The organism is Candidatus Bathyarchaeia archaeon (genome assembly GCA_038883335.1).
Classification (GTDB): domain Archaea; phylum Thermoproteota; class Bathyarchaeia; order Hecatellales; family Hecatellaceae; genus JAVZMI01.
The window spans coordinates 1-13,456 of the sequence record JAVZMI010000015.1 but is presented as its reverse complement, the minus strand read 5'-3'; the positions used below and the strand labels follow the sequence as shown (position 1 = coordinate 13,456).

Here is a 13,456-nt window from a genome sequence, read left to right as displayed (position 1 = left end):
GTTCAAGAGCTTTCTTTAACCCCACAACCCCTGCATCCCCCGCAAACTCACTCAGCTGCCTCTCCAAAGCCTTCCTCTGACTTATCTTCGCAATATACTCATTGTGAATCTTATCCGCCTTCGTCTTTAATTCAGCAAAGGTTTTACGGTTATTTTCCAACTCAGCCCTTAACTCATCTACACGTTTTAGGGTGTCAATCATCACTTGGTGGTTTTTCTGGCTCTCTTCAGCGGCCTTAGATAGTTCTGCGTGGGATATTTTCATCTGTAACCGTAAGGATTCGATTTCTGACTTGATATCGAGAGCTTTCTGCTTTAGGTCTTTGATAAATTTGTGAACTGCTAGCTGCCTCTCGATCTCCTTAATCTGGTCTATTATCTGCCGTTCGTCCTTAACCCCTAACGACGAAGTTGTCTGGAGTTTCCACTCCAATTCATTAAATTTCTTCGAAGCAAGCTGCGCGCTCATCGAAACGTTTTTTTCCAGCTCAGCAATCTTCTCCGACATTTTTTTGTAGACTTCATGTTTCTCCTCAACAGCAGCCTTTAGTTTATCCCTATTCTGCTTCAGCTCCTTTACTTTGGTGTTAAGTTCATCTCTGAGTTTTTTACTCTTTGCGGCCTCTTCCCTGAGGGCTGCAATTTGTCGGTTAAGTTCATTCATCTTCTCGCAAATCTGTCTAACTTCTTCATTAAGCGAGTTCCTCTGCTCTTTTAGAGGTTGCGTCTCTCTGTCTAGGCTTGCTATCTTCTGAAGTATTTCTTCTTCTATACGTTAGACCCCCAGGCGGATGGAAATATCATACAATTTTGTCATTAAAAGCCTTTGTTCCTATGCCTCACACTCCGATATTCCTTTCTCGCCCGCAGTTATTTAGTGCCATCCACAGTTGTAGACGCTTGCATATAAGATCATAAACGTAGTCCTCAGCACTCTTCACCCCTCCTCAGGACTCTCTGAATAGCCGCATGTACGTTAATGAAGTTGTCTAGGTATCTTGCCGAGCATGGTATGAGGGAGAAATCAAGGCGAAGCCGCATTATCGCTCTGACTATATCCTGTGCAAGCAGGTAAGTAGACCCATTTAGCTCTCTAGCAATCGCATTTGTTAACACGTCAGGCTTCTTCCCCCATGATAGTATCTCGTCCACTTTCTCTTTCGGAGTCAAATCAACCTTTGATAGAAGGTTTAGCTGCGGTAGGATGAACCGGTTATAAACCGCGACAGAGAGGAAAAGGTTTGACATATAATTTAAAGGGTTTGAGCAGAATACAGCGTCGAAAAGGTATATGATGAGCTTCTGTTGAAGTTTTAACTCCTTAAGCAGGTAGGGGCTGCTAGCTCTGAAGGCGAAGAGCTCAATCTGCCCTGGCGTATCGAAGATGGCGTATTCTGTGCCCAGCTCAGCCAACTTGTCGTTTATTCTCTCAACCTCGCCGGCGATCAGGTCAGCCGCCATAATGATCGCCCCGTTTGGGCCCAAGTGATATCGCTCCATCAGCTCTTCAACCCTTATGTTCTCTCTCACATCAATCTGAGGTTCGTAGGGGAGAAATGGCGCACCAGGATCTAGGTTCACCACGGATACGCTTATCTTCTTCGCCGCCAACCACTCGGCTAGGGCGGCTGAAAGTAGAGACTTACCAGAACCGGCGGTTCCTACTATAAATATACCGTCCATATTGCCCCTCACCTCCTACGCCGTGTAGGTTCTAGTTTTAAAGCCCATGTAAACGCATATTTTCCCTATAGATACGTCTAATTTACGCCTCGCCTTATGGCTGAGTGGCGGCGTTTCGGATTTAGCTCTTCCATCATTGTTTTTGCTCCTTCCCTCCTCTGATGGGTTCGAGTGTTGAATTGGTTCTAATGTCCTTCCCTATGTGGGGTTAAATTCCATGTGGGTATATGCCGAGAACATTTAGAGGTGAAGCTTTAGAGTCTCTAATGCAGCAATATGCTATTGAGCTTCACCGCCAGTTATATGCTTACTTCTCCTTCTTGGAGAGCCACCATTTGATGTATTCTTTACGTTCCTGTCTCCTCCTCTCTTCAGCCTCCTGAACTGGCAGGTTTCTCTCCTTGGCTTCGAGGAGTTCATGGAAAGCCAAGGTGAGGCCGCAGCTCTTGCAGGTATAGTTTTTTGTGTTGATATCGTAGGTCATCTCCCCGCCACACTCAGGGCAGTATGTCGTAAAGCCCACCTCCACCTAAATACTTCCCTTACATTTTCTTTAGGGTTACTATCAGCAAGTATATATCTCTCTAAACATAAACTTAGCAGTTGAGGCTCAGACCTCACCGAGGAATTTTGAATTTTAGACTTGTAGAATTACCGATGTGAGGCACGATGAGAGTTAGGGAATCGCTCATCTACGAGCATCTTCCTAGCAATGTGGTGAGATGTAAAATTTGCCCTCGAATGTGTTACATCAAACCTCGGGAGAAAGGCTTCTGTAGGGTCAGAGTGAACGATGAGGGGAAACTATATCTTTTAACCTATGGGGCTCTAACAGCCATGAATGCCGATCCAGTCGAGAAGAAGCCTTTATTTCACTTCTGGCCTGGAAGTAAAACCTTCTCTATCTCTTCAGTCTCTTGCTCTTTCAGATGCCCCTGGTGTCAGAACTGGGAGATATCTCAAGCTGGTCCCTGGGATGTGGGAGCGATGGAGGTCTCTCCGGAGCAGGTTGTTAAGCTTACTAGGCGGTATGGCTGTAGAAGTATCTCTTATACCTACAACGAGCCTATAATCTGGTATGAGTTCGTACTCGACTGCGCTAAGTTAGCAAAGAGAGAGGGTCTACCTAATATTCTGGTGACAAACGGTTATATTTCATCAGAGGCACTGGAAGAGTTAAGCCCATATATCGATGCCGCCAATGTTGATATTAAAAGTTTCAACAAGCAGTTCTACCGTGTTTATTGCAAGGCTAATCTGGATGATGTTTTAAAGGCTACCGAGCTGATGGTCGAGATGGGCATTCATGTCGAGCTAACCAATTTGATAATACCTGGACTAAACGACAAAATGGACGAGATTGAAGAGATGGCCGAGTGGATACTGAAAACCTTAGGCCCGAATACGCCAACACACTTCAGCAGGTTTTATCCTCTTTATAAAATGTCACACCTCAGCGCTACTCCAGCATCAACTCTTGTCAAGGCAGCAGAGGTAGCGAGAAAGATAGGGCTACACTACGTATATGTTGGGAATATACCTGGACACAGCGGAGAGAACACGTACTGCCCAACCTGCCACGAGCAGCTAATCGGCCGCTGTGGCTTCGCAATCACGAAATGGAACCTAACAAATGAGATGAGATGCCCCAAATGCTGCGAGTTAATCCCTATAAAAGGAAAATATGAGGAGAGAGGCACAAGCTTCCCACGTATATTTTGAGGATGAAGATATTGCTTAGATGGGTGAAGCTTTTAAACTCTCCGTCCCCTCCGCCCACCCGCCCGTCGGGTGCCATCGTGAGGAATTGGAGTTATATCCTCTATCCTACCTATTCTCAGACCTGACCTAGCCAATGCACGAATGGCCGCTTGGGCGCCTGGGCCTGGGGTCTTCTGTTTATGGCCGCCTGGAGCTCTGACTTTTATGTGGATAGCTGTGAAACCTTTGTCCTTAGCTATCTGCGCCGCTTTCGAGGCGGACTGCATCGCCGCATATGGAGAAGATTCGAGGCGGTCAGCTTTTACGAACATGCCTCCAGAACATAATGCTACCGTCTCAGCGCCCGAGATATCGGTTATATGAACAATGGTGTTGTTGAAAGAGCTGAAGATATGAGCTATACCCCAGCGCTCAACTCTCTCGCTCAAGCGCGCCCCTCCTTAGGCACAGGACTCTTGCCAGCCAATAAGGCTTCGACTGCCTCGCCGCCCCTCCTGAGGGGGTGTTCAGGACTGTTGAGGGGGCTATAGGGACTATATCCTACCAATTCTTCTTCCTCACGTGAAACCAAGTAGCTAGGCGATGTGACCATTCGCCCCCCAATGGCTATGTGGCGGTGGGTTATAAGCTGGCGAGCTTGATGTGGTGTCTTAGCGAGACCAGCCCGGTAAACCATGGTCTGCAGTCTACGGTCAAGTATGTTCTGGACTGTAAGGTCCAACACGTCCTCGGCGGTGGAATTTTCCTTTACTAACCCTAAACGGTTAAGCTTAGTCAAGAGCTCATTCTCTAACCTCTGCCGTTTTTCTGGCGGCATACCTAAGAGTGAACGGGCTATGTTGCGGTATCTAGTCAACTCAGTCTTATGTCTCCATAACTCCCGCTTATTTCTCAGCCCGTAAAGTCCTACAAGGTTTAACTCCTCTGCGAGGACTCCCTCACGCCAAGGGTGGCGTGGTGTCCCAAACTTTCTTCTCTGCCTCTTAGGATCTCCCATTACTTACTCTTCTCCCCAACCTCAGCCTTTAACTCCTTCTTCCTCACACCAACCGCTCTTCCTGTCCTCCCACAGGTTCGAGTTTTCTGTCCTCTAACCTTCAAGCCTAGACTGTGACGGATGCCCTTCCAGCTTCTTATCCCCTTCATAAACTCGATATCCATCTTTGTGCGAAGATCTAGATCTGAGCCGTGAAGATGAATATCAACACCTTTCTCGAGATCCTTCCTCCTATTGTATAAGTAACTTGGAACTCCGTATTTCTCAGGGTGGGTTATAACGCTCTCAAGTTTCTGTACGTCTTCTTCAGTCAACTTGCCCACGGGCATGTCCCAACTTAAGCCCGCTGCTTTCACTACGGCTTTGGCAAAGTTAACGCCCACGCCCCTTATCTTGGCAAGCCCGTAAGGTAACTTTTTTGAGCCGTTAACATCTACGCCTGAAATGCGAACGATATGCTTGAAGCCCTCACTCAATATGCAATCACTGGTTTAACCAAACGCCTCCCATGCCTATTAAATTTTTCTGACCATGGAAAAACCTTTAGGTCGTGAAGCTAAAATGTACAGAAGGATAGTGCGGGTGTAATATGGCAACAACGCCGCGCAACATTAAGATTAAGAGAACCCTAGTTCTCGCCCTAGCAGGGAACATCACCTCGGCGGCGATCAAGTTTACCTTCGGCATCTCAGCTGGTAGTATCGCGTTGATCTCCGACGCGTTTCATTCATTATTCGACTCATTCTCATCGGTCATAGGCATCTATGGGAATAGTTTAAGCCAAAAGCCGCCTGACTTCGACCACCCATATGGCCACCAGAAATTTGAGTATGCCACAGCACTGGTGATAACTACTATGATGGCTGTAGCAGGATTTAACATAATCAGTCAGGCTATAGAGAGGGTCTTATTGGGTATAGTACCTAACATTACGTCTCTATCCTTTGCGGCAGTCATAGTGTCTCTCGCCATCAGCCTCATAGTTTCAACCTATGAGAGGATGGTGGGAAAGGAAACTTCCTCCCACATATTAAAGGCTGATTCATTCCACACATTGACTGATGTCTTTGCGTCAATAGTTGTCATTGCCAGTTTTGTAGGGACCGCGTTAGGCATATACTACGCAGACTCCGCTGCCGCAATTATAATCTGTTCTATCATGATCTATGTAGCAGTTTCTCTCTTTAGGAGCAGCACTAAAATGCTAGTTGACTTTGGTGTTAGTAGAGAGGTCCTCACTAGAATAAGAAATGTGACTGGCAGTGTATGCGGCGAAGGAGTGCATTGCCATTCTCTTCGAGGAAGGGTAGTAGGGGATAAAATATTTATTGATATGCACATCACAGTCAAGGGCGACACCTCTGTTGAGGATGCTCACAAGGTCACTGAAATTCTTGAGAAAAGGCTTAAGGATGAGGTAAACGGCGTCGAGGAAGTCTTAGTACACGTTGAACCTGAATGATGATGAGGAGGGCTGCAGTTAACGACTATTGGAAACTTAAATATTAAGCCCTATTATCTGAGAATGTCTCGTGGTGTCTAAATGCGGCTAGTCATGAAGTTTGGTGGGACCTCTGTAGCCGATGGGGAACGAATTAGACATGCAGCTGGACTGGTAAAGGATTCTGTCGTGCAAGGAAATAAGGTTGCCGTAGTGGTTTCAGCTATGGGAAGCAACACCGACGACCTTCTGTCCGCCTGCGATATGGCTACGAGAGGCGACCAGAAAGCGATCTCGAGGTTTGTCGAAGATTTTACGAAAAAGCATACTGCCGCCGCCTCAAAGGCCGTAGACCTCGAGAATATTCAAGAAAGAGTTAGAGAGTCTATAAACCTTACCTCATCGGAATTGAGCAAAGTCTTAACTGGGGTTGGATACCTGGGCGAGTTGACCCCTCGCATAAAGGATTACATACTATCATTTGGAGAGAGACTGGTTGCCCCGATCTTATGGGGAGCGCTGCTAAGCATTGGAGTACAGTCAGAATGGTTCACCGGTAAAGATGCTGGTATATTAACTGACTCCAAATTTGGGGAAGCCCGCCCTTTGCTAAACATGTGCAGATATCACGTGAGGGAGAGACTTGGGCCTCTACTGGAGAGAAGTTTAACACCTGTTGTGACGGGTTTTATAGCCGCCGACCAGAACGGAGTTGTAACAACTTTGGGTAGGGGAGGTTCGGATCTAACAGCCACAATTCTAGGCTCTGCCCTGAGGGCAGATGAGGTCTGGATATGGAGTGATGTCGACGGCTTAATGACTGCTGATCCTAGAATCGAGCCTTCAGCTAAGACAATCCCTGAGCTTTCATACCAAGAAGCGATGGAGATGGCATATTTTGGAGCCAAGATGATGCCTCCCGTAGCCCTTGAGGTGGCTTTAGAGGATAATATCCCGATCAGGATTAGGAATACTTTCAACCCTAAGAACCAAGGAACTAGAATCATCGGCGAGCAGAGCGTGGCGCCTCAAGCTGTCGCGAAGGCTGCTTCCTTGATCAGAAAGGTCGCTTTAGTCACTGTAAGCGGAGCAAGTATTCTTGGCACACCTACGGTTGCTGCTAAGCTCTTCGACCTCCTAGGAAAGAACAACCTTAATGTCCTGATGATCACTCAAGGCTCGTCAGAGGCTAACATTTCCTTTGTCGTCCGTAGGAATGACTTGGACAAGGTACTCAACCTTCTCGAGACTGCATTACTTGGTGGGGATCTGGTGAGGGATATCAGCGCTGAAGATGACGTATGCATCGTGGCCTTAGTCGGGGCTGGGATGCGAGGGACTCCTGGGGTTGCGTCTCGCGTCTTCGGGGCGGTGGCCAGGGAGAAGATTAATATCCGGATGATAGCACAGGGATCATCTGAGCTGAATATATCGTTCGTAGTGAAGGAGTCAGACGGGGAGAGGGCTGTTAGGGCTCTCCATAGGGAGTTCGAGCTTGGTAAGTAGCTAAAAGGTCATACCCTAATTTTTTTCAAAAGCTGTTGAGGATTGTCTCTGACCACTTTGAGGGCTTCGTCATCCCTCAACCCTGCCCCCCTGGCGACTCTGTAGGCCATCTCCTGAGTTATGAAGTCACCTGGGCTATGGAGATCTGTGTTGACAAGAAGTCGCGTACTTGTCTCTAGCGCCACTTGGGCTACATGGCCATTTGTTAAACAGTGACCTCTCCTGCTGGATAACTCGAGGTAAATGCCATTCTCTCGAGCTAATTCCCCCTCCTTCACGGTTATAAAGCCTGGATGAGCAAGTATGTCTACCTCTGTCGAGCTGACTGCGCTGAAGTTAGTTCCGGATCCAACAGGCTCGATCGGGGTTTCGCCGTGGACGATGATCAATGTTGCCCCTAATTTTCGTGCATCCTTTGCTAACCTGTCAATGTCCTTCGGGTGCACGTGTGTGAGTTCGACGCCCGGGATTAGTTCAGTCTCTGTGGAATTTCTTACCTCTTCAGAGAGTCTCACGATGCTCTTTACGACAGATTCTAGATTTGAGGCGTCAACATGGTCGGTTATTGCTATTGCCTCATAGCCTAGTGCCTCGGCTCTTCGGAGCATCTCACTAGGGGTCAACTCGCCATCGCTGAGGAGCGAGTGAGTATGTAACTCTATACGTTTTCCAAGGTTCATACAACTACTTCCGCCACTGTCTTGAACTCCCCATCTTTGAGCTGCCGAAAGAAACAGCTCTTGTAGCCTAGATGGCACGCTCCACCTACCTGCTCCACTTTCACGAGTAGACAGTCCATGTCGCAGTCCACATATACGCCCACTACGCGTTGGTAGTGACCTGAGGTCTCACCCTTCTTCCAGAGCCTATTCCTCTCAGTGCTCCAATAATGCATCTCACCTGAGGTGAGAGTCTTCTCTACAGCCTCCGCGTTGGCGAACGCCACCATTAAGACCTCGTTTGTATAGGCGTCTTGAGCTACTACGTTAATCAACCCCCTATGGCGGTAGTTCAACTGCCCCGCAATTTCTCTTGCCTCTTCTTGGCTCAACCTCATATCCCTACCCCCGACTTCTAATCAAGTCGACTAGGTTTCTTAGCAACCTTAACCCAGCGCAACCGCTCTTCTCCGGATGGAACTGCGTACCGATTACATTATCCTTCACTATAATTGATGGAAATGTGGTTCCATAATCTGTCGAAGCTAGAATTAATCCTGGGCAGTTTGGGGCGCCGTAGTAGGAATGTGCGAAGTAGAAGTATTCTCCATCCTTGATTCCATCCAATATTGGGTGCGAACTCTGAATAATTCTGATATTGTTCCAACCTATCTGTGGAATCTTGACACCCATAGGTAGCTTCATCACCTTACCTTCTACAAGACCTAACCCCTTAACTGTTCCACCTTCGCAACTCTCGGAGAAGAAGAGTTGAAGCCCGAGGCATATTCCGAAGATAACCTTGCCTTTCTCCGCTATAGTTTTGAAGTCTTCGATGTGGGGGGTTAGATGTTTCATGGCGGGAAAGTAGGCACCTACCCCCGGTAAAACTATTGCATCCATTGATAGGGCTTCTTTTACATTTGCAGTTATCTTGGGCTTAGCTCCTGAGATGCTTAATCCCTTAGTGACACTCATTAGGTTGCCGACTCCGTAGTCAAGTATCGCTACTTCAGGTTTGTTCAAGCCTTGACGCCTCAGTTACCGTCTTCTTCTGCGGAACTCTTGGTAGACCTCCTCCAACTTTATGCCTTTAGCCGCGAGAAGGACGAGTGTGTGGAAGATGAGATCTGTAGCCTCGTGGACAATCTCTGATGCGCCTTCTTCACGAGCAGCTGTGATAAGTTCATCTGACTCCTCTTGAACCTTAGCCAATATGCTATCAAGACCTTTACCAATCAACTTAGAGACGTAAGAGTCTGGGGAGGGATTATCTCTTCGTCTCTCAATAACCCTGTAGACCTCCGTCAATATACCTTCACTCACACATATGCACCTCCCTTACAAATCTTGCATCAACAGAATGCGCATGTGCTGAGAACCCCTCATATTTCGCGAGCGTTGAGACAACTCTCTTCAACCTACGTAACCCCCCTTTAGTCAGGGTCTGGACATATATAGCTTTCATGAAGTCGTAGACCGTGAGGCTCGAGGTGAATGAGGCGCTATTCGCGGTGGGTAATATGTGGTTTGAGCCAACAGCGTAGTCAGTTGCAGCAACCGGCGTGTATGGGCCTATAGATATCGAACCAGCACTTCTTAAACCTCTAAGCAACCTTTTCGGTCTCTTAACTAGAAGCTCGAGATGTTCAGGTGCAAACCTGTTGATGAACTCGATTGCCTCTTTTTCATCCTCAACTATTAGGATGGCACTGTTCTTTGCCAGTGAATCATTGATTATAGAGGAGCGTTCCTCACGTTCTACCAGCTTCTCTACGGCACCCTTAGCCTCATGGGCTATCTTCTCCGAGCTGGTCACCAGCACAGCTACAGAGTCAGGGTCATGCTCGGCTTGTGAAAGAATATCTGCAGCTACCAGCAAGGGGCTCGCTGTCTCATCAGCATATATAAGTATCTCACTCGGCCCAGCTTGAAAGTCAACTCCTACTTGACCGTAAACTAAACCTTTAGCGGCTGATACGTAAATGTTCCCTGGGCCGAAGATCTTGTCCACACATGGTATGGTCTCTGTTCCATAAGCCATAGCACCTATCGCCTGTGCCCCACCAACTTTGTAGATTTCGTCAGCCCCAGCTAGATCTAAGGCGACCAAGACTGCAGCGTCAATTCCACCTTCCATGTTAGGCGGTGTGCATACTGAAATCCTACTGACCCCCGCAACCTTTGCGGGAATCACCGCCATCAGAGCGGTTGAGGGGTAGGAAGCTCTGCCCCCTGGCACATAGATTCCCACTCTCTCAATAGGCTTGAAGATTTGTTCAACTCTGATCCCACCGCGATTTCTCAGAACCCTGTCTCGCGGAAGCTGCCTCCTATGGACGAAGGCAATATTATTGGCGGCTTCTTTAAGGGCTTTGGTGGCCTCTTTAGGTACTGCTTTGTATGCCCGTGTGATCTCGTCACCTGTAACCTTCAGTCTCTCACGAGGCAGATCAACCTTGTCGAACAGTCTCGTATACTTCAAAACAGCCTCGTCACCATTCTTTCTGACATCCTCTAAGATGCTTTGGACGGTTGACTTTATGGACTCTAAGCTTCGCCTCCGGTAAATTATCCTCTCAACTTCAACCTGGCTTAGATCTTTCAGTCTACATGGACCAATCACAGAGAACACCTACAGCCTAACCGGTACTCCTCTCTCGGAAAGATACCTTTTGATATCCTCCACGGTGTAGCGGCCGTAGTGGAATATAGAAGCAGCTAAGGCCGCATCGGCTTCTCCCACGGTCAGAGCTTCGTATATGTGGTGGGGTGAACCGGCGCCTCCGGAGGCGATAATTGGTATATTGACGGATTCCGCTATCTTCCTTGTCAATTCGAGGTCGTAACCGTTTTGAGTGCCGTCCGCATCGATACTCGTCAGGAGGATCTCCCCCGCCCCAAGAGACTCCACCCTCCTAGCCCACTCAACAGCATCCAGCCCCGTAGGCTCACGGCCACCCATCACATATACCTCCCAACGCTGGGGCGAGATGCGTTTCGCGTCGATAGCTATAACTACGCATTGGCTACCGAAGTATTCCGCGCTTGATTTGATTATCTCAGGGTGTCTTACGGCGGCAGTGTTTATGGAGAATTTATCTGCACCAGCCTTTAGAATTGCCGCAATATCCTCTAACCCTCTTATCCCGCCGCCGACGGTAAGCGGGATAAAGACTTCTTCCGCGGTCTTTTTGATCGTCTCGATCATGGTGTGCTTACCTTGCGGTGAGGCGCCAATGTCGAGGAAGACTACCTCGTCGGCGCCCTGCTCCTCATAAATTCTAGCAAGTGTAGGGGGATCCCCTGCGTTCCTTAGCCCCTTGAAATGAACTCCCTTGACAACCTGTCCCTCTAAGACGTCCAAGCATGGAATAATTCTTTTCGTCAACATCTCAAAGTACACCCTTCTCGCTTGCTGGTCTATCTTTGAGGCGGGGGTTTACCTCCACTGCGGAGGCAAGAGCTAGTCCCACAGCTTTGAATGTGCCCTCCGCCTTATGATGGTCGTTAGAGCCTCTGAGGGCGACTATATGAAGGTTAAGTCGTCCTGTCTCTGCGAAGGATTTGAGGAAATGGTTTATCATCTCAGCCATCAAGTCTCCAATCTTGGTTCTCTTAAACTCTAGGTTCGACTCGAAGTGGAATCTGCCTGAGAGATCTACAGCAGCCATGATTAGCGCGTCATCCATAGGTGCGACGGCGTAACCGAACCGCTTTAAGCCTTTCTTCTCTCCTACCGCCAGAGACAGGGCTTGGCCGAGGGCGAGGGCTACATCCTCAATCACATGGTGGTCGTCAACTTTCAAGTCTCCGGTGGCTTGAATGTTCAGATCTATCATTCCATGGAGCGCAAGGGAGCCCAGAAGGTGATTTAGGAAGTGAATACCAGTATCTATATTATGCAACCCTTCGCCGTCAAGGTTTATCTCGAGCCTTACGCGTGTTTCATGTGTTTCTCGGTCAACTGTAGCCCGACGTTGACTTAGCAACATCCATCGCCTCTTTCAATGTGAAATATCCGTCGTAGAGTGCTCTTCCGATAACAGCTCCCTTGAGACCCAACTTGGCTAGGGCACCAACCTCTCGAAGCGAGGTAATACCCCCTGAGTATATTATAGGCCTATCTGTATAGCTGGCAAGCCTCTCTACGCTCTTAAGGTCTACCCCACTTAACGTGCCTTCGACCTTCACATCCGTATATAGGAAAGCGGCCACCTTTAAATCTTGGAAATACTCCAACGCCCGTAGAGTCGAGAGGTAAGTTTGCTGTGTCCAGCCTCTCACCAGCACCCCCGCCTCCTCAGAGTCTATTGCGATGATCAGTCGTGAGGGCCCTATAACTCTCGCCGTCTCCGCAGCTATGTCTGGGTTCTCTACAGCGGCGGTGCCCATGATAACCCACTCTGCGCCAGCTTTGATGAGGCTTGAAGCTGTCTCCACGGTTCTCACACCGCCTCCAACCTCCACTGGGACCTTCACCTCTCTCAAGATGTTCTCAACAATTTTCCTATTCCCTTTACTCCCAGTTATAGCGGCGTCAAGGTCGATTAGGTGGAGTAGCTCAGCGCCTTCTTCCTCCCACCTCTTTGCGACTTCGATAGGATCCTGAGAGATTACCCTTCCACTGCCAGGTTTACCTTTAATTAGCTTGACGCATCTGCCATCCTTTATGTCTACAGATGGAATAACTAACATCTATGCTCCTCCCAACATATGGGTACCTCCATGGATATACCAGTGTCCCTTCTGCTTAGCTTATCAGCTTATCCGCGTAATTACTGATATGTTTTTGTAGGCGTGGTTTCAGCGGTTGTGGAAATCTTGACCTCAGCTAGTGGAATTTTTATGGGAAATTTGTGGGATTAAACCCACGATATGAACACGTTTATATGAAGATCTTTCGCTATCAACTGAGGAGAAGATATACTTGAGGTTAACTGAGCTTGTACGAATGGATTCAAGAGGCAGAGTAATTATACCGCTCACCATCAGGGAGGCATTCGACCTTAGGGAAGGCACTCACATGATGCTCGTCGCCGACTTGGAAAGTAAAGAGGTAAAGCTCTTACCCCTCGCCGACCCTAAAGCCAGACTGGCGGAGGTCAAGGTCACCTTGGGTGACATCCCTGGTGCCTTGGCCAAAGTTGCCACTATATTAGCTAAGCTAAACGTAGACCTCATTTTAACAAGGTCGAGGACAATCCACCGTGGGAAGCTGGCTGAATGGCACGCCATCGTAGACATTTCTAGAAGTGAGTATGGAATCGACGAGTTGAAGAAGAGCGTAGTAAATGAGGGAGCAGCTAAGGAGGTGGAGATTCGCAGTTACCCCTAGTTGCTTATTCTGTTAATGGCATATACGGTGCTAAACTCTAAAAATCTTGGTCTCTCTGCGTATGCTTCATTTTGCCTAAGTTGTGAACAGCACTAAAAATATTGACGGGG

At 48.1% G+C, this 13,456-nt stretch carries 18 protein-coding genes; 4 read left to right on the top strand and 14 right to left on the bottom strand.

Translation table 11 applies throughout. The annotated features are described in order from the left end of the window. The 3 genes from QXJ75_06460 to QXJ75_06450 all read right to left on the bottom strand — a co-directional run. A partial coding sequence (locus QXJ75_06460; GenBank protein ID MEM3737703.1) for a hypothetical protein occupies positions 1-664 on the bottom strand: 664 nt, incomplete at its 3' end. Between the two features lie 263 nt (positions 665-927). Further along, positions 928-1,683, bottom strand: a complete 756-nt coding sequence (locus QXJ75_06455) for an ATP/GTP-binding protein (GenBank protein ID MEM3737702.1) — start codon at positions 1,681-1,683, stop codon at positions 928-930. Between the two features lie 307 nt (positions 1,684-1,990). Next, on the bottom strand, positions 1,991-2,206 hold the full coding sequence (locus QXJ75_06450) for a TFIIB-type zinc ribbon-containing protein (GenBank protein MEM3737701.1): 216 nt from the start codon (positions 2,204-2,206) through the stop codon (positions 1,991-1,993). Positions 2,207-2,352: 146 nt separating this feature from the next. On the opposite strand from QXJ75_06450, the gene amrS reads away from it, so the two are divergent. Next, positions 2,353-3,405, top strand: coding sequence for an AmmeMemoRadiSam system radical SAM enzyme (gene amrS, locus QXJ75_06445; protein ID MEM3737700.1), 1,053 nt, complete (start codon positions 2,353-2,355; stop codon positions 3,403-3,405). A 32-nt stretch (positions 3,406-3,437) separates the two neighbouring features. On the opposite strand, the gene QXJ75_06440 is transcribed toward amrS, so the two are convergent. From QXJ75_06440 to QXJ75_06430, 3 genes are read right to left on the bottom strand one after another with little or no spacing between them, the layout of a single operon-like run. Continuing rightward, positions 3,438-3,833 carry a 30S ribosomal protein S11 gene (locus QXJ75_06440; GenBank protein ID MEM3737699.1) on the bottom strand — a complete coding sequence of 132 codons (396 nt, stop codon included), beginning with the start codon at positions 3,831-3,833 and terminating at the stop codon, positions 3,438-3,440. Further along, a complete protein-coding gene (locus QXJ75_06435) occupies positions 3,830-4,402 on the bottom strand; it encodes a 30S ribosomal protein S4 (GenBank protein MEM3737698.1) in 573 nt (190 codons plus the stop codon). The genes QXJ75_06440 and QXJ75_06435 overlap by 4 nt, the downstream gene beginning before the upstream one ends. Continuing rightward, on the bottom strand, positions 4,402-4,878 hold the full coding sequence (locus QXJ75_06430) for a 30S ribosomal protein S13 (GenBank protein MEM3737697.1): 477 nt from the start codon (positions 4,876-4,878) through the stop codon (positions 4,402-4,404). Before QXJ75_06430 ends, QXJ75_06435 begins: the two co-directional genes overlap by 1 nt. Before the next feature lie 113 nt (positions 4,879-4,991). On the opposite strand from QXJ75_06430, the gene QXJ75_06425 reads away from it, so the two are divergent. Next, positions 4,992-5,864 (top strand): cation diffusion facilitator family transporter, encoded by an 873-nt coding sequence (locus tag QXJ75_06425; protein MEM3737696.1) that lies wholly within the window; start codon positions 4,992-4,994, stop codon positions 5,862-5,864. Positions 5,865-5,945: 81 nt separating this feature from the next. Beyond that, the gene (locus QXJ75_06420; protein MEM3737695.1) at positions 5,946-7,349 is read left to right on the top strand and encodes an aspartate kinase; all 1,404 of its coding nucleotides are present in this window, start codon (positions 5,946-5,948) and stop codon (positions 7,347-7,349) included. A gap of 8 nt (positions 7,350-7,357) precedes the next feature. On the opposite strand, the gene QXJ75_06415 is transcribed toward QXJ75_06420, so the two are convergent. Genes QXJ75_06415 through hisA form a run of 8 tightly spaced genes read right to left on the bottom strand, consistent with a single transcriptional unit; the run spans position 7,358 to position 12,706 of the window. Further along, on the bottom strand, positions 7,358-8,029 hold the full coding sequence (locus QXJ75_06415; protein MEM3737694.1) for a histidinol phosphate phosphatase domain-containing protein: 672 nt from the start codon (positions 8,027-8,029) through the stop codon (positions 7,358-7,360). Next, entirely contained in the window at positions 8,026-8,406 is a 381-nt protein-coding gene (gene hisI / locus QXJ75_06410; protein ID MEM3737693.1) for a phosphoribosyl-AMP cyclohydrolase, read from the bottom strand. The genes QXJ75_06415 and hisI overlap by 4 nt, the downstream gene beginning before the upstream one ends. Before the next feature lie 4 nt (positions 8,407-8,410). Continuing rightward, a complete protein-coding gene (gene hisH, locus QXJ75_06405; GenBank protein MEM3737692.1) occupies positions 8,411-9,034 on the bottom strand; it encodes an imidazole glycerol phosphate synthase subunit HisH in 624 nt (207 codons plus the stop codon). A 15-nt stretch (positions 9,035-9,049) separates the two neighbouring features. Beyond that, complete coding sequence (hisE, locus tag QXJ75_06400) at positions 9,050-9,334, bottom strand: phosphoribosyl-ATP diphosphatase (protein ID MEM3737691.1); 285 nt, start codon at positions 9,332-9,334, stop codon at positions 9,050-9,052. After that, a complete protein-coding gene (hisD, locus tag QXJ75_06395; protein ID MEM3737690.1) occupies positions 9,327-10,634 on the bottom strand; it encodes a histidinol dehydrogenase in 1,308 nt (435 codons plus the stop codon). The genes hisE and hisD overlap by 8 nt, the downstream gene beginning before the upstream one ends. A 9-nt stretch (positions 10,635-10,643) precedes the next feature. Continuing rightward, the gene (gene hisF, locus QXJ75_06390; protein ID MEM3737689.1) at positions 10,644-11,402 is read right to left on the bottom strand and encodes an imidazole glycerol phosphate synthase subunit HisF; all 759 of its coding nucleotides are present in this window, start codon (positions 11,400-11,402) and stop codon (positions 10,644-10,646) included. Between the two features lies 1 nt (position 11,403). Further along, positions 11,404-12,000: an imidazoleglycerol-phosphate dehydratase HisB gene (gene hisB / locus QXJ75_06385; GenBank protein ID MEM3737688.1), complete on the bottom strand. Its 597-nt coding sequence runs from the start codon at positions 11,998-12,000 to the stop codon at positions 11,404-11,406. Beyond that, the gene (hisA, locus tag QXJ75_06380; protein MEM3737687.1) at positions 11,972-12,706 is read right to left on the bottom strand and encodes a 1-(5-phosphoribosyl)-5-[(5-phosphoribosylamino)methylideneamino]imidazole-4-carboxamide isomerase; all 735 of its coding nucleotides are present in this window, start codon (positions 12,704-12,706) and stop codon (positions 11,972-11,974) included. Before hisA ends, hisB begins: the two co-directional genes overlap by 29 nt. 256 nt (positions 12,707-12,962) lie before the next feature. Between hisA and QXJ75_06375 the strand changes: the two genes are divergently transcribed. Next, positions 12,963-13,346, top strand: coding sequence for an ACT domain-containing protein (locus QXJ75_06375; GenBank protein ID MEM3737686.1), 384 nt, complete (start codon positions 12,963-12,965; stop codon positions 13,344-13,346). Positions 13,347-13,456: the final 110 nt, after the last annotated feature.